The sequence below is a fragment of the Marinobacter profundi genome, assembly GCF_002744715.1.
Taxonomy (GTDB): Bacteria; Pseudomonadota; Gammaproteobacteria; order Pseudomonadales; family Oleiphilaceae; genus Marinobacter; species Marinobacter profundi.
Genome location: NZ_KZ319370.1, coordinates 124,226 through 145,280, shown reverse-complemented (window position 1 = coordinate 145,280; position 21,055 = coordinate 124,226). Strand labels below are relative to the sequence as shown.

Below are 21,055 nucleotides of genomic sequence, written 5' to 3'. Positions count from 1 at the left end.
ACCACAGCGGCGACCGGGCCCTGTCATCAGGCGGCTTCGTCCGTGATGCCGGATTGTTTCAACAATGCGTCCACGGCCGGCTCGCGGCCGCGGAATGCCTTGAACAGTTCCATCGGCTCCTGTGACCCGCCTTTCTCCAGAATGTTATGCAGGAAGGCATGGCCGGTTTCCGGATCGAAAATGCCCCGTTCCTCAAACAGGGAGAACGCATCCGCCGCCAGCACCTCGGCCCACTTGTAGCTGTAGTAGCCCGCCGCGTAGCCGCCGGCAAAAATGTGGGAAAAGGCGTTGGGGAACCTGTTGAACTCCGGTGATTTCACCACCGCAATCTCGCTGCGGACCTGGCGGTGCATGTCCAGCGGGTTGGTGGGCGCCTGCGGGGTGAACTCGGCGTGCAGGCGGAAATCGAACAGGGAGAACTCCAGCTGCCGCACCATCGCCATGCCGGACTGGAAGTTCTTGGCGGCCAGCAGTTTCTGCAGCAGGTCCTCCGGCAGCGGCTCACCGGTTTCATGGTGCGCGGCAATCAGCGCCAGGGACTCCGGGTTCCAGCACCAGTTTTCGAGGAACTGACTGGGCAGCTCCACGGCGTCCCAGGCCACGCCGTTGATACCGGACACATCGAGTACCTCGACCTGGGTCAGCATGTGATGCAGACCGTGGCCGAACTCGTGAAACAGGGTGGTCACCTCATCATGGGTCAGCAGCGACGGCTTGCCATTTACCGGCGGGGTGAAGTTACAGGTCAGGAAGGCCACCGGTAACTGCAGTTGGCCCCGCTGGTTACGCCAGCGTACCCGGCAATCGGCCATCCAGGCTCCGCCACGCTTGCCCTGACGGGCATAGAGGTCCAGGTAGAACCAGGCGACCGGCTCGCCGTGACGGCTGATGCGATAGGCGGTGGCATCCGGGTGCCAGGTTTCCACGTCTGGCCGCGCCTCGATCTGCACATCGAACAGTTTCTCCGCAACCGCAAACAGGCCCGGAACCACCCGATCGACGGGGAACCAGGGCCGCAGGGTTTCGGGGGAGATGTCGTATCGCTGCTGGCGCAGTTTTTCGCTGTAGTAGCCGATGTCCCAGGCTTCCAGCTCGGCCACGCCGTGGTTGTCACGGGCGAAGGCCTGGAGTTCCGCCACTTCCTGCTGGGCCACCGGCCGGGATTTGCTGGCCAGTTCATTGAGGAATCCGAGCACCTCGTCGACACTGCGAGCCATTTTGGTGGCCAGCGAGCGTTCGGCGTAGTTATTGAAACCGAGCAGCTGCGCCAGGGCATGGCGGCGCTTGAGAATCTCCGCCATCACCGGGGTATTGTCCCAGGTGCCACCGTCCGGCCCCAGATCGGAGGCCCGGGTGACAAAGGCCTCGTAGACTTCCCGGCGCAGCTCACGGTTGTCACAGTAGGTCATTACCGGGTGGAAGCTGGGGAAATCCAGGGTGATAACGTAGCCGTCCAGCTCCCGCTGCCGGGCAGCCTGGCGGGCCCCTTCGAGGGCGGTTTCGGGCAAACCGGACAGTTCGTTCACGTCGGTGATCTGCTTGTACCAGTGCTGGGTGGCATCCAGCACGTTATCGCTGAAACGATTGGACAGTTCGGCCAACTCCCGGGACAGGTCGGCATACTGCTTTTTCTGGTCCGCCGGCAGGTCCACACCGCCCAGGTGGAAATCCCGCAGGGTGTTCTCCACCGCCTTGCGCTGAGCCACACTGAGCCCGGCGAAGTCCGGTCGTGCCGCCAGCTTCTTGTAGGCCGCACACAGCTCCGCGTTCTGGCTCAGCTCGGTGCTGTATTCGGTCAGTTTTTCGAGGCAGTTCTTGTACACCTTGCGCAGGTCGTCACTGTTCATCACCCCGTTCAGGTGGGAGATCACCGACCAGGCATTACTGAGGCGGTCTTCCAGCGCCTGCATCGGCTGCACCAGGGTATCCCAGTCGGGATCATCCTGCCGGGCAAGGCTGGCAATCTGGACCCGGTTATCACTGAGTATCTGGTCAATGGCCGTCTCCATGTGCTCGGTACGCACGTGGTCGAAGCGCGGCAAAAGCTCGTTGGTCAGTAACGGGTTATTCATAGGTCCCCTTCTCAGCTGTCTATGGATAAGGTAGTTTCAGGCAACTCCGGTGCCGGGGGAGTCTTCGGGTGAGGGCTTTCCGAAACTGTGCGGAGCCATGGATGGCGGAGCCCAAGCGTCACATGGATATGCTTGAGCGTGTTTCGGAAAGCCCTCACCCGGAGACTCCTGACTCCAGAAAACTGTTCACCTGAAAGGTATATGTAATGACGAATGTACGCACTCACAAGGGTATCACGCCACACTTCGGCGCGCGCAGCTGGATCGACCCCAGCGCCGTGGTGATCGGTGATGTCGAAACCGGCGCCGACTGCTCGATCTGGCCGATGACCGTGGTGCGGGGTGACATGCACCGGATTCGCATCGGCGACCGCTGCAGCATCCAGGACGGCTCGGTACTCCATATCACCCATGCCAGCGATTTCAACCCGGGCGGCTGGCCGCTCGTCCTCGGCGATGACGTGACGGTCGGCCACAAGGCCCTGCTTCACGGCTGCACCATCGGCAGCCGGGTACTGATAGGCATGGCCTCGGTGATCATGGATGGCGCGGTGGTCGAGGACGAGGTGATTGTCGGAGCTGGCTGCCTGGTACCGCCTGGCAAACGGCTGGAGTCTGGCCACCTCTACGTCGGTTCACCCTGCAAGAAGGCGCGGCCGCTGACCGACAACGAGCGCACGTTCTTCCGCTACACGGCGGCGAATTATGTCCGGCTGAAAGACCAGTACCTGGCCGAGGCGGCTGGTAACAACAGCTGATCCGACCATTCCTCCGCGGCCCCGGGTCAAACCTGATGCAGGTCAAAGCTTGTCGCGATGGTGGTTGAAATTCCACCATCGGCACCTACATTTCCTTAAGCAGCAGTTCACGGATACCCATCCGGCTGGCGCCACCGCGATGGAGCTGTTCCGCGAACGAAGCTGATCTCACCACTGATTTCAGGTTCGTTAAGGAGGAGTTTCCTATGAGCAATCTGACCCGCTGGAATCCCGTCAGCGATTTCGAAGAGATGATGGACCGCTACAACCGGTTTTTTGGACTGTCCCGCTCCCAGGGAGCCGGCGAGAGCAAAGACCTGTTCCGTCGTAGCGACTGGGCGCCGGCGGTGGACATCAAAGAGTCCAAAGACGGCTTCACGATCGATGCCGAACTGCCCGGGATGACCCGGGATGACGTCAAGGTGACCGTGCACGACGGTGTACTGACCATCGAAGGGGAACGGAAACAGGAAGAAGAAACCAAAGACAAAAAGCATCACCGGATCGAGCGTTTCTACGGCAGCTTCCTGCGCCGCTTCACCCTGCCGGACAATGTGGATGAGGGCAGCGTGAAGGCCTCCTTCAAGAACGGAGTCCTGTCGCTGGAACTGAAGAAGTCAGAACCCAGGGAGCCGAAAGCCATCGAAGTCAAGGTGGAGTGATGCCCCAAGGCCGTGCCGGAACGACCGCCCCGTGGCCGGATCTCAATGTCCGGCCGCGGCGGTGACCGCACCGGCCTGCACCAGTGCCTCGGCATAGGCCTCGCTGCGGCGGTGACCGGCGATCAGATCAAGGATGGTTTCACCCTGGCCGTTGACGGCATTCAGGTCGCGCCCTTCTGCGACGAAGAAGCTGATAAAGCGCTGGAAATCCTCGGCCCGCATGGCGTGGTAGGCCTTAAGCATGACGTGGTAGTCCGGGTTCTCGGACGCATCATACGGAGTGATGGCCAGGAAACTGCGCACCCGCTCATCACTCCATTCCTCACCGATTACCTTGGGTTTTTCCGGTCCGCTCATGGCTACTCGTGTCCTGTCGTTGCTGATTTAACGGGGCAAAGAGTATAACTTTTTGAAAAACCTTAAGTTATACAAATTCAGCCTGAGCTTCTGCCAGCCAGGCATAAGCCCGGCTGTGATCATTCGTTGCGCAGCACGTCGATAACCGGCGCGGTCTGCGGACGCACCCCACGCCAGACCTGAAAGGACTCCGCCGCCTGCTCCACCAGCATGCCCAAACCATCGAAGACCCGGGTAGCGCCCTGGTCCAGTGCCCATTGGTTGAAGGTGGTGGTCTGCAGCGAGTACATCATGTCGTAGACCACGGTATCCGGACCCAGCACCGCGGGCGACAGTGGCGGCAGGTCGCCCTGCAGGCTGGCACTGGTGCCGTTGATCACCAGGTCCATTGGCGCGTCTGCGGCGCGGAACTCACAGGCCTCGAGCCGGGTCTCGCCAGCCTGGCCGGCGAACAGGTCAACCAGGGCTTCCGCCCGGGCCAGGGTGCGATTGGCGATGGTGATGCTGGCTGGTCGCGCAGCCAGCAGGGGGCCCAGTACGCCGCGCACCGCGCCGCCGGCACCCAGAATCAGGATCCGTGTATCCGCCAGCGCGATGCCATGGTTGATGGTCAGGTCGGTCACGAGGCCGGCACCGTCGGTATTGTCGGCGGTCAGTGATCCCTCACTATCAAGGTACAGGGTGTTGGCAGCGCCGGCCGCGGCCGCCCGGTCAGTCCGCCGGCTGGCCATTTGCCAGGCCCGCTCCTTGAACGGCACCGTGACGTTCAGGCCACGGCCGCCCCGCTCGAAGAAGCTGGTCACGGTGGTCTCGAAACCCTCCAGCGGCGCCTGGATAGCAGTGTATTCCACCGCCTCGCCGGTCTGCTCCGCAAACAGGCTGTGAATCCGTGGCGATTTGCTGTGGCTGATGGGGTTACCCACCACCGCATAGAGTTCGTTGGTCATGCTCCCTCCAGGTCCAGCCAGTCACGGGCGGTCAGGTAATAGTCCGTCAGCCGGGCTTCTTCGGTACCCGGCTCCGGCACGCGGTTGTAGTCCCACCGCACCAGGGGCGGCAAGGACATCAGAATCGATTCGGTACGGCCACCGGATTGCAGACCGAACAGGGTACCGCGGTCATACACCAGGTTGAACTCCACGTACCGGCCGCGTCGGTAGAGCTGGAACTCGCGCTCCCGTTCACCATAAGACTGGTCGCGACGACGCCGCACGATCGGCTCATAGGCCTCAATATAACTATTACCCACAGACTGCATCAGGGCAAAGTCGCGAGCAAAATCGCCGCTGTTATGGTCATCAAAGAACAAGCCGCCGATACCCCGGGGTTCGTTACGATGACGGAGGAAGAAGTAGTCGTCGCACCAGCGCTTGTACTCCGGGTAGACCTGGTCGCCGAAAGGCTCGCAGGCAGCCCGGGCCACCTGGTGCCAGTGCACACAGTCGTCGTCGAAGCCGTAATAGGGCGTCAGATCGTAGCCGCCACCAAACCAGTACACCGGCTCGCCGTCCGCCGGGGTGGCGATAAAGAAGCGCACATTGGCATGGGATGTCGGGACATAGGGGTTGCGCGGATGGATGACCAGCGACACGCCCATCGCCTGCCAGGGGGCACCCGCCAGATGAGGGCGGTGGGCCGTTGCAGATGGCGGCATGGTGGCGCCGGTGACGTGGGAGAAATTCACCCCGCCTTTTTCAAACACCGCGCCATCGCGGATCACCCTGCTGGCGCCGCCGCCCCCCTCGGGCCGGGTCCAGGTGTCGGTTTCAAACGAGGCACCGCCATCGAGGGCCTCCAGGCGTTCGCAGATCCTGGCCTGTAGTCCGGTCAGGTAATGATAGACGGCTTGGGTATCGGGCTGCTTGGTCATAACAGGTTCCTAGTTGCTAACGCAGGCGCTGGCCGGTCGCGATATCGAGGATCCGGCTGGGCTGCCGGTTGCCGCCAAGGGCACCGGGCACCAGCCAGTCGAGTTGGTCGCCGAAATACTTGCGAACCTGCCACGCATGCCGGGCAGGCGGCCGGCCAGCCGGATTACAGGAGGTGGACACCAGCGGATGGCCCACCGCCTCGCACAGCGCCCGTACTACCGGATGGCCACTCACCCGCACCGCAATCGAGTCATGGCGACCGCGCACCCAGCGGGGAATCTGGTGGTGGATATCGGGCAACAGGCAGGTTACCGGCCCCGGCCAGTGCTGCAGGGCCTGTTCCTGGAGTGCAACCGGCAGCGGATCCAGCAAAAAGCGGACCTGCGCCACCGAGGCCGCCACCAGGATAACGCCCTTTTCCACCGGACGCTGTTTCAGCGTCAGAATGCGCTCCACCGCGGCCTGGTTCCAGGGGTCGCACCCCAGGCCCCAGACGGCCTCGGTGGGATAGGCAATTACACCGCCGGCGGCAACCGTTCGCCGGGCACAGTGTAACTGCCAGTCAGACAGTACAGCAGCAGTGTCAGTCATGGTGTCTCATGGCTTGTTCAGATCGGAAGTGATGACCGGCCGCACCATCAGGGCATACGCTGAAAGCCCCCCGGAGCAGAGACAACCAGGCCCTGCAGCTCGAGCAGCAACAACGACTGCATCAACTGGGCCGGGGGCAGACCGGTGGCGGCACACAGATCATCCGTTGACAACGGATCATACCCTAAAGCCTCCAGCACAGCGATTTCCCGCTTGTCCAGACTGGCCGTAGCAAGGGCCGGGGGCGACGGCACCTGCGGGGTAGCAACGGCGACCGGTGCACAGGGTTGTGATCGCGCGGCGTTGCGGGGTGCTGGTGCAAGAGCTGCTGGTGCAAGGGGTGCTGGTGCAAGGGGTGCTGGTGTATGGGGTGCCGGCCGGCGGCGTAATTCCGCCGGCGTTGCCGCCCGCTCTCCCGCGCACCACCAGCCCGCCAGCTCCTCGCTGATATCGGCGACGGTCTCCACCAACCGGGCACCCTGGCGAATCAGGTCATGACAGCCCCGGGCCAGCGGATTGTGCAGGGAACCGGGAATGGCAAACACCTCACGCCCCTGTTCCAGCGCCAGGCGGGCGGTAATCAGCGAACCGCTTTTCAGCCCGGCCTCCACCACCAGCACGCCACGGCTGAGTCCGCTGATTATCCGGTTACGCTGGGGAAAATGCGCCGCGCGGGGCCGGGTACCGGGCGGCAGTTCCGATACCAGTACGCCGTTGGCGATGATGCGCTCGGCCAGGGCGCGGTGCTGGTGGGGGTAGGGCACATCCACCCCGGTACCGATCACCGCCACCGTCGGATGCCCGGCATCGAGGGCACCGGCGTGGGCGGCACCGTCGACACCGAGGGCGAGGCCGCTGGTGACGAGGTAGCCTGCGTCGCCGAGGGCGGCGGCAAAACGACGGGCATGGTCAAGCCCGGTTCGACTGGCATTGCGGCTGCCGACAATGCCGATCTGGTCAAGGCCCAGCAGGTCACGGTTGCCTTTCAGGTACAGCAGCAACGGGGCATCGTGGATGTGACGCAGGGGTTCCGGGTAGTCGGTATCGTCCCAGGTCATCAGCCCGATCTGCCGGTCGATACAGCCCTGGCGGATGGCGGCAACTGCGGCAATCAGCGGATGGCCGAGATCCCGCTGCTGCCAGGCTCGCACCGCATCGCAGGTTTGCGGCTCCAGGCCGGCGGCCCGCAGCGTGGCGTAGCCCTGGTCAAGCAGGGCAGGCAGGCTGCCAAACTGCTCGAGCACCGCCTGGCGCCGGCGGGTGCGAAAACGGGGCAAACGTGACAGTAATAGCCAGGTTCCGGTAGCGGAACTGAACAGATCGGCGCCCGGCGGCGGGCAGGGAGTATCTGGGATCATCAAAACAGTCCTTGTCGAACGTCGCCATCCTGGCGAACCCTGCCATGGCGGCAGCGGGAACGAAGCGGCAGATTATGCCACAAAAAAACGGGAGCCGGCGGCTGCCGGACTCCCGTTTGCGCTCACCCGGTCAACACGACCGGATGTCAGCCTCAGGGGTTACGGACCGTATCGCCCAGCGACAGCGGACGGGTCGCGCTGAGAATCAGGCCGTAGCTCATCTTCTCGTAGGTCTTGAAGACCATCAGCAAGCCGGCGCGCTCGGAGGGCAGCTGAATCGCCTCGTTGGTGACCGGATCACGTGCGACGTTGCCACTGCGGTAAACCGCCAGTACGTTGCCCGGTACCAGGCCCTCGCGTTCACCACGGTTGATCGCAACCACGTCGTACTGGCCGATCTGGCTGACACCGTCTTCCACGGAAATCATGGTTCCGGAAATTTCGCTCGCCGGTGAACTCGGAGTGAAGCTGGCGTTGATCGGCTGATCTTCACTGACCAGCAGACGGTCGCCAATCCGCACTTCTTCGCTGGAGCGGGTCAGGCCCACAGTCAGCACTTCACCATCCTCGGCACGAATCTCGCCGCGGGCAATGCTGCGGGCTTCCAGGCCCAGGAATTCGCCGGTGTCCGGATCCATGAAGCTCTTGCTGCGGCGGAACACGCCCACCTTGTCCGCCGGCTTCTCGCCGCGGGCATAGACCCGGTCCCCGGCGCCGGTGATGATGCGGCTGTCCTCACCTTCCAGCACGTAGGGGGCGCCTTCGAACTCGGCCGGATCGACAATCCGGGTATCCGACAGGAAGCTGTTGATGGCATCCAGCGGAATTGCCGGAATCGGCGTGTCCAGCGCTTCGGAGCGAATCTGGGGCGACAGCCGGACCACATCGTTGGAACGGCTGACCTTGGTCACCCGCGGCTTGCCGTCAATGTATACCAGTGCAAGCACATCCCCCGGATAGATCAGGTGAGGATTGCGAACCTGCGGATTGACGTGCCAGATTTCAGGCCAGTACCACGGGTTGTTGAGAAAGCGGGATGAGATATCCCACAGGGTATCACCCTTTACGACAGTGTAACGCTCGGGATGATCGGACCGCAGTTCCGGGGCAGCCTGGGCCCAGGAAGTTAACAGCAGCATGCAAGCTGCCAGAGCGTACAGCAGTTTCCTCATTGTCTAAGTCCTTGATCGCGTGCCTTAATCGGTAATTGGTATTCTTGGTATGCAGACCGCATAGCGCTATTTGTTACTCTACTATAGAAGATGTCTCGCAAATTGTGATGTTATCTTTTGTTCTTGCAGTAAATTCTACCCGGTTACCGGTAGTTTCAGGCTATGGACTGATCAGTTTGTACTCAATGACCGAGTTAAGGGATAATACCGGCAATAAAGGCTATCCGCTTGAATCCGGTCCCGTCGCCCAGATTATTCACCCGGCGGGTTAGCCACCGGGGTTACGGTCAAGGGTTACGGTCAGGTTCTACTATAATGTTCCGATGACCCGCCGTGCGCAGACCGCTGTCGCATTTTGGGAACCGACCCGGAGCCGGGCTGTCTATTAACCGTGTTGCCGACGCCACAGACTACAGAATCCGAACGTTATGATACTAGAAATTCTCGAATACCCGGATCCCCGCCTCCGCACCATCGCCAAACCGGTGGCTGAGGTGACGGACGACATCCGCACCCTGATCGACGACATGTTCGAGACCATGTACGATGCGCCCGGCATTGGCCTCGCCGCCACCCAGGTCAACGTACACAAGCAGATCATTGTCATGGACCTGTCCGAGGACAAGAGCGAGCCGCGGGTGTTCATCAACCCGCAGGTCGAGGTGCTCGACGGCGACTATGAGCCCATGCAGGAAGGCTGCCTGTCGGTACCCGGCTTCTATGAGGACGTTGAGCGCATCGAGCACTGCATGATCCGCGCCCTGGACCGCGACGGCAAGCCCTTCGAGCTGGAGGCCCGGGGCCTGCTGGCGGTGTGTATCCAGCACGAGATGGATCACCTCAACGGCAAGCTGTTTGTGGATTACCTGAGCGCCCTCAAGCGCAACCGGATTCGCAAGAAGCTGGAGAAGCTCCACAAACAGAGCGCCTGATCTCCGCCGGAGCAGGAACCTGCCAGACACCCATTCCGGACCGGGTTAACACCCGGTCTTTTCGTATTGAACGGAACAGAGGCCACCAACCCGTGCGACTCGTTTTTGCCGGAACACCGGATTTTGCCGCCACCGCCCTGAAAGCCCTGCTGGACACCCGGCACGAGATTGTCGGCGTCTACACCCAGCCTGACCGGCCTGCCGGCCGCGGCCGCAAACTGATGCCCAGCCCGGTAAAACAGGTCGCCCTTGATGCCGGCATCCCGGTGTTCCAGCCCGAGTCCCTGAAAACCTCGGAAGCCCGGGACGAGCTGCAGGCACTGCAGGCCGATGTCATGATTGTTGCCGCTTACGGCCTGATCCTGCCCCAGGCGGTGCTGGACATTCCCCGCTTTGGCTGCCTGAACATCCACGCCTCGCTGTTGCCACGCTGGCGTGGAGCCGCGCCCATCCAGCGTGCCATCGCCGCCGGCGACCAGGAGACCGGGATCACCATCATGCAGATGGACCAGGGGCTGGACACCGGCGACATGCTGCTTAAGCGTGCCACACCCATTGCCACCGGGGATACCGGCGGCAGTCTGCACGACCGGCTGGCCATCCTTGGCGGCGCCGCCATTGTTGACGCCCTTGATCAACTGGAAGAGGGCAAACTGCAGCCCGTACCGCAAGACGACGGTTTGGCCTGTTACGCCCACAAGCTGTCCAAGGAAGAAGGCCACATCAACTGGCAACTGGATGCCACCAGCATCGACCGCCTGGTCCGCGCGTTCAATCCCTGGCCCGGCACTTTTACCGACCTTGGCGACCAACGCATCCGCATTCATGGAGCAACGGCAGTTGACGGCACCGTTGAGCAGCCAGCAGGCACCGTGGTACGGCGGGAACGGGACGGTATCGACGTTGCCTGCGGCCAGGGCATCCTGCGGATCACCCGGCTCCAGCTGCCCGGCAGCCGGGCCCAGACCGTCAATGACCTGATCAATGGCGGTCGCGAGTTGCTGCTGCCCGGCCAGGAGCTGCACTGAATGAACGGACGCAACCAGCCATGGCGGGCAATCGCAGCCCGGGTCCTGCAAGGGGTCGAGAACGGCCAGTCGCTGTCCCAGAGTCTGCCGCCGGCGCTGACCCAGGTTGCGCCGGAGCAACGCCCCCAGTTGCAGGCAGTCTGTTACGGCAGTTGTCGCTGGTACCACCGGCTGGACGCCGAGCTGCGCGACCGGCTCAGCAAACCCCTGCGCAAGCCCGACCGCATCATCCACCAGTTGATGCTGGTGGCGCTGTTTCAGTTACGCTACAGCGAGCAGCCCAGCTACGCAGTACTCAACGAAACCGTGGAGGCCTGCCGGGCACTCGACAAGCCGCACCTGACGGGACTGGTGAACGGGGTGCTGCGAGCGGCCGAGCGGGAAGGCCAGCCCGAGCCAGCCGACGATCCGACACGCTTCAGTCATCCCTCGTGGATGGTGGAAAAACTGCGGCATAACTGGCCAGATGACTGGCAGGCAATCCTCGCGGCGAATAACGCCCAGGCCCCGATGACCCTGCGGGTCAATGCCCGCCGTTTCCGCCGCGATGACTACCTCGCCCAGTTGCAGGACGCCGGCATCGAGGCCACCGCGACCCGCTTTGCGCCCCATGGAATCCAGCTCGCCAGTCCGCTGCCGGTGGACCGGCTGCCATGGTTTGCCGACGGCGCCGTCAGCGTGCAGGACGAAGCCGCCCAGTTGTGCACCACGCTGCTCGACCTGGCGCCGGGGCAACGGGTGCTGGACGCCTGCGCAGCGCCCGGGGGCAAGACCTGCGCCATCCTTGAGGCCTGCGACGACCTGCAGGAAGTGGTCGCCATCGACGAATCTGCCGACCGCCTGCCGCGGGTCCGGGAGAACCTTGACCGTCTGGATCTTACCGCCACGCTGAAACAGGCGGATGCCGCAGCCACCGACCAGTGGTGGGACGGCACCCCGTTCGACCGTATCCTGCTCGATGTGCCCTGTAGTGCCAGCGGAGTGATCCGTCGCCATCCGGACATCAAGCTGCTGCGGCGGGAATCGGACATCGTACCACTGGCGGCCATCCAGCTCGGCCTGCTGGCGGCGATGTGGCGGATCCTGCAACCGGGAGGGCGCCTGGTTTACGCGACCTGCTCGGTGTTCCCCCAAGAGAATCACCGTATAATCCAACGGTTCCTCAAACAGCAAACCGGTGCCGTCCTGGTCAGCCCCGAGGTTCCCTGGGGCAGGGATATGGGTGCAGGACGACAGCTGTTACCGGACCCGGTCAGCCATGACGGGTTCTTCTATGCCGTGCTGGAGAAAGACCACTCATGAAGATCCTCATTCTCGGCGCCGGCCAGGTCGGCGGTACCCTGGCGGAGAACCTGGCCAACGAAGCCAACGACATCACCGTTATCGACAGTGACAGCGCCCGCCTGCGGGAATTGCAGGACCGCCTGGACATCCGCACGGTCCACGGCAAGGCCTCCTACCCGACGGTGCTGCGGCAGGCCGGCGCGGAAGACGCTGACATGCTGATTGCGGTGACCAACAGCGACGAAACCAATATGGTGGCCTGCCAGGTCACCAAGTTGCTGCACAAGACACCGACCACGATCTGCCGGGTGCGGGCCAATGCCTACCTGGCAAAGTCGGAACTGTTTTACCAGAGGGACAAGGAAAAGGATCTCGACAGCCTGCGGGGCTTTCCCATCGACGTCCTGATCAGCCCGGAACACTTGGTTACCCAGCACATTACCCGGCTGATCGAGTTTCCCGGCGCCCTGCAGATCCTGGAATTTTCCAACGGCCTGGTGCGCCTGGTGGCCCTCCGCGCCACCCGGGGCGGACCGCTGGTTGGCCGCGAGCTGGCCTACCTGCGCAGCCACATGCCGAAGATTGATACCCGGGTTGCCGCCATCTTCAGGAAGGACCGGGCCATCATGCCCCAGGGCGATACGGTGATTGAGGATGGTGACGAAGTGTTCTTCATCGCTGCGGCAGATCATACCCGCTCGGTGATGAGTGAACTGCAGCCGCTGGCAAAGCCCTACAAGCGCATCTTTATCTGCGGGGGCGGCAACATTGGCTACCGGCTGGCCAACTCCCTGGAGAACCGGTATCAGGTCAAGGTACTGGAGCGCGATCACGAACGCTGCGTGATGCTGTCGGAAAACCTGAAGAAAACCGTGGTGCTGGAAGGCAATGCCGCCAACAAGGACATTCTGCTGGAAGAGAACATCGAGAACACCGACGTGTTCTGTGCCGTAACCAATGATGACGAAGCCAATATCATGGCCTCGCTGCTGGCGAAACGGCTTGGCGCCCGCAAGGTTCTGACCCTGATCAACAGCCCCGATTACGTGGACCTGATCCAGGGCGGCGACATCGATGTGGCCATTTCCCCCGAACAGACCACCATTGGCAGTCTCCTTACCCACGTCCGTCGCGGCGACGTAGTGAATGTTCACTCACTACGCAGGGGCGCGGCAGAGGCTATTGAAGCCATCGCTCACGGCGACCACCGGTCATCAAAAGTGGTTGGCAAACGGCTGGATGAAATCAACCTGCCGTCGGGCACCACCATCGGGGCAATCGTCCGTCACAACGAAGTGCTGATCGCCCATGATCACCTGCGGGTACAGCCGGACGATCACGTAATCCTGTTCCTGGTCGACAAATCCCGCATCCGGGAGGTCGAAAAGCTGTTCCAGGTGGGGCTGACCTTCTTCTGATTGACCCAGGACCAGACAACCTTCCGGCCGGCACTTAGAAATACAGCGCCGGCCGGCGTATAATGCGCGTTTTAAATTTCCGGAGTGCCCCGCCGCCGGTGGGGCGCCACACACAGACTGACCAGCAGGCAAACGTCGTGACAGACAAGGCAACCAACAACTCCGCGCCGGACATTAAGACCTTCCAGGGTCTGATTCTGGCTCTGCAGAATTTCTGGGCGCAGCACGGCTGCGTGGTACTCCAGCCCCTGGACATGGAAGTGGGCGCCGGTACCTTCCACCCCGCCACTTTCCTGCGGGCAATCGGTCCGGAAACCTGGAATGCTGCCTATGTACAACCCAGCCGTCGGCCGACCGACGGCCGGTACGGCGAGAATCCCAACCGCCTGCAGCACTATTACCAGTTCCAGGTGGTACTGAAACCGTCCCCGGACAATATCCAGGAGCTGTATCTGGATTCCCTGCGTGCGCTGGGCCTGGACCCGCTGGTACACGACATCCGCTTTGTGGAAGACAACTGGGAATCCCCCACGCTCGGCGCCTGGGGGCTGGGCTGGGAAATCTGGCTGAACGGCATGGAAGTCACCCAGTTTACCTACTTCCAGCAGGTTGGCGGGCTGGAATGCTACCCGGTGACCGGGGAGCTGACTTACGGTCTGGAGCGGATTGCCATGTACCTGCAGGGCGTCGACAGCGTCTACGACCTGGTGTGGACCGAAGGCCCGGACGGGGTGGTCACCTACGGCGACGTGTTCCACCAGCAGGAGGTGGAGATGTCCACCTACAACTTCGAGCACGCCGACACCGAGTTCCTGTTCCACAGCTTTGACGTCTACGAACGCGAAAGTGCCCGCCTGATCGAGGCCGGCCTGGCACTACCGGCCTACGAGCAGGTCCTCAAAGCCTCCCATACCTTCAACCTGCTGGATGCCCGCCACGCCATCTCGGTGACCGAGCGCCAGCGCTTCATCCTGCGGGTACGCACCCTGGCCCGCGCCGTCGCCCAGGCCTACTTCGACAGTCGCCGCAAACTCGGCTTCCCGCTCGCGCCGGACGCGCTGCGCCAGGAAGTGATCGCCGCTACCGCGACCGACGGCGAGGACAATGGCAAGGGTAAAGGCAAAAAGGCGAAGAAAGCCAAGCAGGAACAGGGGAACGCATAATCATGGCAACACAGGATTTTCTCGTCGAACTGGGCACTGAAGAGCTGCCTCCCAAGGCCCTCCGGCCGCTATCCGATGCCTTCACCCAGGGCATTGTCAGAGGCCTGGAAGAGGCAGGCATCGGTTATGGTGCTGTGGAGGCGTTCGCCGCCCCCCGCCGGCTGGCGGTGCGGATCCGTAACCTCAGCGATGCCCAGCCCGACAAGCCGGTTGAAAAACGCGGACCTGCAGTGAAGGCCGCCTTTGACGACGCCGGCAACCCGACCCGAGCCCTGACCGGCTTCGCCACCTCCCTCGGGGTCACTCCGGATCAGCTCGACACCCTGGAAACCGACAAGGGTGCCTGGGTGGTCTACCGCACGGTGGAGAAGGGCAAGCCGACCGTCGAACTGATGCCGGAACTGGTGGAGCAATCCCTGGCGGCGCTGCCGATTCCCAAGCGCATGCGCTGGGGAGCTTACCGCACCGAGTTTGTCCGGCCGGTCCACTGGGTCATCATGCTCTACGGCAATGCTGTGATTGAGGCGCCGATCATGGGCCTGACGCCGGGTAACACCACCCGTGGCCACCGTTTCCATTGCCCGAAAGCGCTGATTGTGCCGACCCCGAACGACTACGAGGTGGTGCTGAAGAACGAAGGCCACGTCATTGCCGACTTTGCCGAGCGCCGCGAACTGATCCGCGCCGGTGTTGCGGCCATTGCCGAACAGCAAGGCCAGGGCAGGGCAGTGATCGACGAAGACCTGCTGGACGAGGTGACCGCTCTGAACGAGTGGCCGGTGCCGCTGCTGGGGCGGTTTGAGGAACGCTTCCTCGAAGTGCCCGCCGAGGCGCTGATTTCGTCGATGAAAGAGCACCAGAAGTATTTCCACGTGGTGAACCAGGACGGCCGCATGCTGCCACTGTTCATTACCGTAGCCAACCTTGAAAGCAAGGACCCGGCCCAGGTGGTCGCCGGTAACGAGAAGGTGATCCGGCCACGGCTGTCGGACGCGGCGTTCTTCTACGAAACCGACCGCAAGACCCGCCTGGAAGACCGCATCGACGCCCTCAAGCCGATCGTGTTCCAGGAGAAACTCGGCAGCATCCACGACAAGTCGGTGCGGGTTGCCGCGCTGGCCGGGAAGATTGCCAACGCCATCGGTTCCGACCCGGCACAGGCGGAACGTGCCGCCATGTTGGCGAAGACCGACCTGGTTACCGAAATGGTGCTGGAATTCACCGACCTGCAGGGCATCATGGGCCAGTACTACGCCCATAATGACGGCGAGGCCGATGACGTGGCCAAGGCCCTGAACGAACAGTACATGCCACGCTTTGCCGGTGATGACCTGCCCACCACCCTGACCGGGTGCGCGGTAGCGATTGCCGATCGGCTCGACTCGCTGGTGGGTCTGTTCGGCATCGGCCAGCCACCGACCGGGACCCGGGATCCGTTCGGCCTGCGCCGCGCCTCCCTCGGGGTCCTGCGGATCATCATCGAGCGTGAGTTGCCGCTGGACCTGCAGACCTGCTGCGAATGGGCAGAGCAAAACTTCAGTCAGCTGAGCGAACCGGACACCGCGAGTACGGTGGTCGATTACATGCTGGAGCGCTTCCGTGCCCACTACGACGAACAGGGTATCGGAGCTGAAGTCTACCTGGCTGTGCACGCCCGCCGGCCAACCCGGCCGCTGGACTTCGACCGCCGGGTAAAGGCGGTTGAAGCCTTCCGTCAGTTGCCGGAAGCACAGGCGCTGGCCAGTGCCAACAAGCGCGTCTCCAACATCCTCACCAAGCAGGGTGGCGAGCAGGTCGGCGAGGCCGTCAATTCCGCCCTGTTGCAGGACAAGGCGGAACAGACGCTGGCCGCAACGGTGGAAGAGCAGGCCCGGACGGTACTGCCCTTGTTCGAGCAAGGCGACTACCGGGCGGCACTGAGCTCGCTGGCCCATCTGCGAGAGCCGGTGGATCGCTTCTTCGACGAGGTCATGGTCATGGCCGAAGACGAGGCCGTCCGCAACAATCGTCTGGCACTGCTGAACCAGCTGCGCAACCTGTTCCTGAGAGTGGCAGACATTTCGCTCCTGCCAACCTCGGGCTGATCGGTTGCGGGCGGGCGTCCGATGCTGATCATTCTTGACCGCGACGGGGTCATCAACGAGTACGATGGCAGTTACATCTGCTGCGCTGATGACTGGATTCCGCTCCCGGGCAGCATCGACGCCATTGCCCGGCTATGTAACGCCGGGCACCGTATCGCCATCGCCACCAACCAGTCCGGTATCGCCCGGGGCTACTACGGTACCGATGAACTGGACGCCATGCACGACAAGCTGGAAGCGCTGGTGGAACAGCAGGGCGGCTGTATCGACATCATCACGTTCTGCCCCCACCACCCGGATGAGGGCTGCGACTGCCGCAAGCCGATGACCGGGTTGCTGGAACAGATCCGTGACCACTACCACCTGCCTTCATTGCACGGCGCGATCATGGTGGGTGACAGTCGCAAGGATCTGGAAGCTGCCCTCGCGGCCGGCTGTCAGGCGGTTCTGGTGCGTACCGGCAACGGTCCCGAGACCGAACAGCACCTGAACGAACGGCCACTGCCGGGTGTTCGGGTATTCGATAACCTTAGTAGCTTTGCTGACAGGATTTTATTGCCAGGGGGCTGGTAAATGGGCGCGGAATCCGTATAATTCGTGCCGTGATTCGGCGTGTGGCGCAGTCTGGTAGCGCACTTCGTTCGGGACGAAGGGGTCGCAGGTTCAAGTCCTGCCACGCCGACCATTTTCCCGCTGTTATTTCCCGATACTTCCTGTTCGTCTATTTTCCCTGTTCATTTACACTCCCTGGTCCTCACAGTACCTGCTGGTCACCCTGTTCCCTGGGTCAACTCAACATTCCGGCATTTCTGAGCAAATCCCGGTCAGCCGTGGGTCGCTGATTGCCGTTCCCCCCGGGGCGGAGCATGGGACGACGGAACCTTCGATTCGGCACCTATTCATCGTATACTGCCAACAGTATCCGCGTCCGGCCAGCCCGGGCTGACTACACGACTTCAGGCAAGCCAATGACCAACCCGCAGCAAGCACAGACGCCCACCCACAAGCCACGTCCCTGGATCGACCTGCTGGTGAGCATCGTCATCCCCTCGGTTATCCTGATGAAACTGAGTGGCGACGAATTCCTCGGTAATACCTGGGCGCTGGTGATCGGCCTGGCGTTTCCCCTGGGCTGGGGAATGTTCGAGCTGGTGCGTTATCGCAAGTACAACTTTATCGCAGTGCTGGGGGTCATCAGTGTCGGCCTCACCGGTGGTATCGGGCTGATGGAACTGGATGCCCGCTGGCTGGCCATCAAGGAGGCCGCAGTGCCCGCAGTGATCGGCCTGGCGGTGCTGCTGTCGACCCGCACCCGCTACCCGCTGGTACGCACCCTGTTGTACAACCCCAGCGTACTCAATGTGGACAAGATTCATGCCTCTCTGGAGGCCAAGGGCTGTGTCGCGGAGTTTGAAGCCAGGCTGCTGAATGCCAGCTACTTTTTTGCCGCGACCTTCCTGTTTTCCTCAATCATGAACTACGTGCTCGCGAAATGGATCGTGGTGAGCCCCTCGGGCACCCAGGCCTTCAATGAGGAACTGGGGCGGATGACCCTGGTGAGCTACCCGATGATCGCCATTCCCTCGATGGTGATGATGATCGCGATTTTCTGGTACCTGTGGCGCACCATCAGCCGGCTGACCGGCTACCGCCTTGAGGACGTGATGGCTGCCCACCTGGTTCACGAACACGAAGCCAGCAAGCCTTCGGACCGGGCCTCCGGTAGCAAGTAATGCTCGCGTTCCGGGGCGAATGGAGCCTGAGGCCGGGCACCCCGGAATCATCTAAATCAACTTATTGATTTATAAATAAAAAAGGCGGCCTAATGGCCGCCTTTTCTGTTGGGTGGACGGTTCAGCGAGATCCGCTCAGACGTCCAGATTGGTGACCGACAGCGCGTTGGTCTGGATAAACTGCCGCCGGGGCTCCACATCGTCGCCCATGAGGGTAGTGAAGATCTGATCGGCTGCAATCGCGTCCTCAATAGTGACCTTCATCATTCGACGGGTTTCCGGATCCATGGTGGTTTCCCACAGCTGTTCGGGGTTCATTTCACCCAGCCCTTTGTAGCGCTGGATATTCAGTCCCCGCTGCGCTTCCTTCATAAGCCATTCCAGGGCTCCTTCAAAGGACAGTACGGCCTGCTTGCGCTCACCACGCTGGATATAGGCACCATCCTCGATCAGGCCTTCCAGGGTTTCACCCATCCGCGCAATGGCGCCGTAGGAGGACGACTCGAAGAACTCATGGCCGAATACGTGGACGTGAGGAATGCCATGCACGTAGATGGTCACCTTCGGCAGATACAGGTTACGCTCGCTATCCTTCTGGACCGAGAAGGTGTATTTGGTACCGGTACGGGTATCGAGATGCAGGCCCTCGCCCAGACGGGCAACCCAGCGGGTAACCGCTTCCTCGCTCTTGAGGTCGTCGGCCTTCAGGGTCACATTGTGGAGCATCTGCTCCAGCACCTTGGCCGGATAGGCACGGGACAGACGGTCAATCATCGCCATCACCGCCTGGTAGTCCTTGACCATGGTTTCCAGGGCGGAATCCTTGATCGCCGGAGCCTCGGGATTCACATACAGCTGGGCGCCTTCAAGGGCCGTCTGGGTGAGGTAGGCTTCCTTCGCCTTCTCGTCCTTCAGGTACTGTTCCTGCTTGCCCCGCTTGACCTTGTACAGCGGCGGCATGGCAATGAAGACATGACCGCGCTCGATAATCTCCCGCATCTGGCGGAACAGGAAGGTCAGCAGCAGGGTTCGGATGTGGGAGCCATCCACGTCGGCATCCGTCATGATGATGATGGAATGGTAACGGAGCTTCTCCGGATTGAACTCCTCGCGGCCGATGCCACAACCCAGGGCGGTAATCAATGTGCCAACTTCTGCTGACGACAGCATCTTGTCAAACCGGGCTTTCTCGACGTTGAGGATCTTGCCTTTCAGCGGCAGGATGGCCTGGGTCTTGCGGTCGCGGCCCTGCTTGGCACTGCCGCCGGCGGAGTCACCCTCCACTATGAACAGTTCGGACAGGGCAGGGTCCTTTTCCTGGCAGTCTGCCAGTTTGCCCGGCAAACCTGCAATATCCAGCGCGCCCTTGCGTCGGGTCATATCACGGGCCTTGCGGGCGGCTTCCCGTGCCCGCGCTGCCTCGATCATCTTGTTAACGATCTGCTTCGCTTCATTGGGCTGTTCCTGAAGGAAGTCAGCAAACGACTGGTACATTTCCTGTTCAACCGCTGTTTTGACTTCGGACGAAACCAGCTTGTCCTTGGTCTGCGAGGAGAACTTGGGATCCGGTACCTTGACGCTGACAATGGCAGTCAGGCCCTCGCGGGCATCATCACCCGAAGTGGCAACCTTCGACTTCTTGCCAATACCCTCATGCTCGATGTAGTTATTCAGCGAGCGGGTGAGGGCAGCGCGGAAGCCCGCCAGGTGGGTGCCACCGTCGCGCTGGGGAATGTTGTTGGTAAAGCAGTAGATGTTCTCCTGGAAGGCGTCATTCCACTGCATCGCCACTTCGACGGCAATACCGTCTTCCCGTTCCCGGTTAAAATGGAACACCCGGTTGATCGGCGTCTTGTTGGTATTGAGGTGCTCAACAAAAGCGCGCAAGCCGCCTTCGTACTCGAACACTTCTTCCTTGCCACTGCGCTCGTCCTGCAGGCGAATGCGTACACCGCTGTTGAGGAACGCCAGTTCCCGCAACCGCTTGGCCAGGATGTCATAGTGGAATTCGATGTTGGTGAAGGTTTCCGGCGACGGAATGAAATGTACCTTGGTGCCACTGGCATCGGTGTCACCAACCATGCTCAGCGGGGCCTGAGGCACGCCGTGGTGGTAAACCTGCTCCCAGACCTTGCCGTCACGGCGGATCGTCAGGGTCAGCGCAGCTGATAGCGCATTGACCACGGACACACCCACACCGTGCAAACCACCGGATACCTTATAGGTGTTGTCGTCAAACTTACCTCCGGCGTGGAGCACGGTCATGATGACCTCGGCGGCGGAAACACCTTCCTCTTCGTGCAGGTCGACCGGAATCCCCCGGCCATTGTCCTTGACGGTGACCGACTCGTCCGGATGGATGATGACGCCGATTTCGGAGCAATAGCCAGCAAGCGCCTCGTCAATGGAGTTGTCGACGATTTCAAAGACCATGTGATGAAGGCCGGTGCCATCATCGGTATCCCCGATGTACATTCCCGGCCGTTTACGCACGGCATCAAGGCCTTTCAGGACTTTGATACTGGAGGAGTTGTAACTCGATTCACTCATTAGGACGCTCCTGAAGCGCAGG

The 21,055-nt window shown here is 61.9% G+C and carries 18 protein-coding genes and 1 tRNA gene; 11 read left to right on the top strand and 8 right to left on the bottom strand.

The genetic code is table 11. The annotated features are described in order from the left end of the window. Positions 1-26: 26 nt before the first annotated feature. Entirely contained in the window at positions 27-2,072 is a 2,046-nt protein-coding gene (gene prlC, locus CLH61_RS08680; protein WP_099614332.1) for an oligopeptidase A, read from the bottom strand. Positions 2,073-2,278: 206 nt separating this feature from the next. On the opposite strand from prlC, the gene CLH61_RS08675 reads away from it, so the two are divergent. Together CLH61_RS08675 and CLH61_RS08670 are read left to right on the top strand one after the other, a co-directional pair. Further along, positions 2,279-2,830 (top strand): gamma carbonic anhydrase family protein, encoded by a 552-nt coding sequence (locus CLH61_RS08675; RefSeq protein WP_099614331.1) that lies wholly within the window; start codon positions 2,279-2,281, stop codon positions 2,828-2,830. 206 nt (positions 2,831-3,036) lie between these two features. Continuing rightward, positions 3,037-3,492 carry an Hsp20/alpha crystallin family protein gene (locus CLH61_RS08670; protein ID WP_099614330.1) on the top strand — a complete coding sequence of 152 codons (456 nt, stop codon included), beginning with the start codon at positions 3,037-3,039 and terminating at the stop codon, positions 3,490-3,492. A 42-nt stretch (positions 3,493-3,534) separates the two neighbouring features. Here CLH61_RS08670 and CLH61_RS08665 read toward each other — a convergent pair whose 3' ends face one another. From CLH61_RS08665 to CLH61_RS08635, 6 genes are all read right to left on the bottom strand, one after another. Beyond that, on the bottom strand, positions 3,535-3,849 hold the full coding sequence (locus CLH61_RS08665) for a PA4642 family protein (protein WP_099614329.1): 315 nt from the start codon (positions 3,847-3,849) through the stop codon (positions 3,535-3,537). Between the two features lie 119 nt (positions 3,850-3,968). Next, complete coding sequence (aroE, locus tag CLH61_RS08660; protein WP_099614328.1) at positions 3,969-4,796, bottom strand: shikimate dehydrogenase; 828 nt, start codon at positions 4,794-4,796, stop codon at positions 3,969-3,971. Further along, positions 4,793-5,719: an oxygen-dependent coproporphyrinogen oxidase gene (hemF, locus tag CLH61_RS08655; RefSeq protein WP_099614327.1), complete on the bottom strand. Its 927-nt coding sequence runs from the start codon at positions 5,717-5,719 to the stop codon at positions 4,793-4,795. The genes aroE and hemF overlap by 4 nt, the downstream gene beginning before the upstream one ends. 16 nt (positions 5,720-5,735) lie before the next feature. Then, the gene (locus tag CLH61_RS08650) at positions 5,736-6,311 is read right to left on the bottom strand and encodes an L-threonylcarbamoyladenylate synthase type 1 TsaC (RefSeq protein ID WP_099614326.1); all 576 of its coding nucleotides are present in this window, start codon (positions 6,309-6,311) and stop codon (positions 5,736-5,738) included. A 47-nt stretch (positions 6,312-6,358) separates the two neighbouring features. Beyond that, entirely contained in the window at positions 6,359-7,669 is a 1,311-nt protein-coding gene (dprA, locus tag CLH61_RS08640) for a DNA-processing protein DprA (protein ID WP_228152578.1), read from the bottom strand. A gap of 152 nt (positions 7,670-7,821) precedes the next feature. Then, positions 7,822-8,841: a LysM peptidoglycan-binding domain-containing protein gene (locus CLH61_RS08635; RefSeq protein WP_099614325.1), complete on the bottom strand. Its 1,020-nt coding sequence runs from the start codon at positions 8,839-8,841 to the stop codon at positions 7,822-7,824. Between the two features lie 428 nt (positions 8,842-9,269). Here CLH61_RS08635 and def point away from each other — a divergent pair, with 428 nt between their 5' ends. The 9 genes from def to CLH61_RS08590 all read left to right on the top strand — a co-directional run bounded on the left by def (position 9,270) and on the right by CLH61_RS08590 (position 18,483). Further along, positions 9,270-9,773, top strand: coding sequence for a peptide deformylase (gene def / locus CLH61_RS08630; protein WP_099614324.1), 504 nt, complete (start codon positions 9,270-9,272; stop codon positions 9,771-9,773). A 92-nt stretch (positions 9,774-9,865) separates the two neighbouring features. Beyond that, the gene (gene fmt / locus CLH61_RS08625) at positions 9,866-10,801 is read left to right on the top strand and encodes a methionyl-tRNA formyltransferase (protein ID WP_099614323.1); all 936 of its coding nucleotides are present in this window, start codon (positions 9,866-9,868) and stop codon (positions 10,799-10,801) included. Beyond that, positions 10,802-12,103, top strand: coding sequence for a 16S rRNA (cytosine(967)-C(5))-methyltransferase RsmB (gene rsmB / locus CLH61_RS08620; protein ID WP_099614322.1), 1,302 nt, complete (start codon positions 10,802-10,804; stop codon positions 12,101-12,103). Further along, positions 12,100-13,503, top strand: a complete 1,404-nt coding sequence (gene trkA / locus CLH61_RS08615) for a Trk system potassium transporter TrkA (protein ID WP_099614321.1) — start codon at positions 12,100-12,102, stop codon at positions 13,501-13,503. Before rsmB ends, trkA begins: the two co-directional genes overlap by 4 nt. Positions 13,504-13,676: 173 nt before the next feature. Beyond that, entirely contained in the window at positions 13,677-14,666 is a 990-nt protein-coding gene (gene glyQ / locus CLH61_RS08610) for a glycine--tRNA ligase subunit alpha (protein ID WP_228152602.1), read from the top strand. A gap of 2 nt (positions 14,667-14,668) precedes the next feature. Beyond that, positions 14,669-16,750 carry a glycine--tRNA ligase subunit beta gene (gene glyS / locus CLH61_RS08605; protein ID WP_099614319.1) on the top strand — a complete coding sequence of 694 codons (2,082 nt, stop codon included), beginning with the start codon at positions 14,669-14,671 and terminating at the stop codon, positions 16,748-16,750. Positions 16,751-16,771: 21 nt separating this feature from the next. Then, positions 16,772-17,323 (top strand): D-glycero-beta-D-manno-heptose 1,7-bisphosphate 7-phosphatase, encoded by a 552-nt coding sequence (gene gmhB, locus CLH61_RS08600; RefSeq protein WP_099614318.1) that lies wholly within the window; start codon positions 16,772-16,774, stop codon positions 17,321-17,323. Between the two features lie 35 nt (positions 17,324-17,358). Beyond that, positions 17,359-17,435 (top strand) — tRNA-Pro (locus CLH61_RS08595). A 283-nt stretch (positions 17,436-17,718) separates the two neighbouring features. Then, entirely contained in the window at positions 17,719-18,483 is a 765-nt protein-coding gene (locus CLH61_RS08590) for a VC0807 family protein (protein WP_099614317.1), read from the top strand. Positions 18,484-18,618: 135 nt separating this feature from the next. On the opposite strand, the gene gyrB is transcribed toward CLH61_RS08590, so the two are convergent. Further along, positions 18,619-21,033 (bottom strand): DNA topoisomerase (ATP-hydrolyzing) subunit B, encoded by a 2,415-nt coding sequence (gene gyrB, locus CLH61_RS08585; RefSeq protein ID WP_099614316.1) that lies wholly within the window; start codon positions 21,031-21,033, stop codon positions 18,619-18,621. Positions 21,034-21,055: the final 22 nt, after the last annotated feature.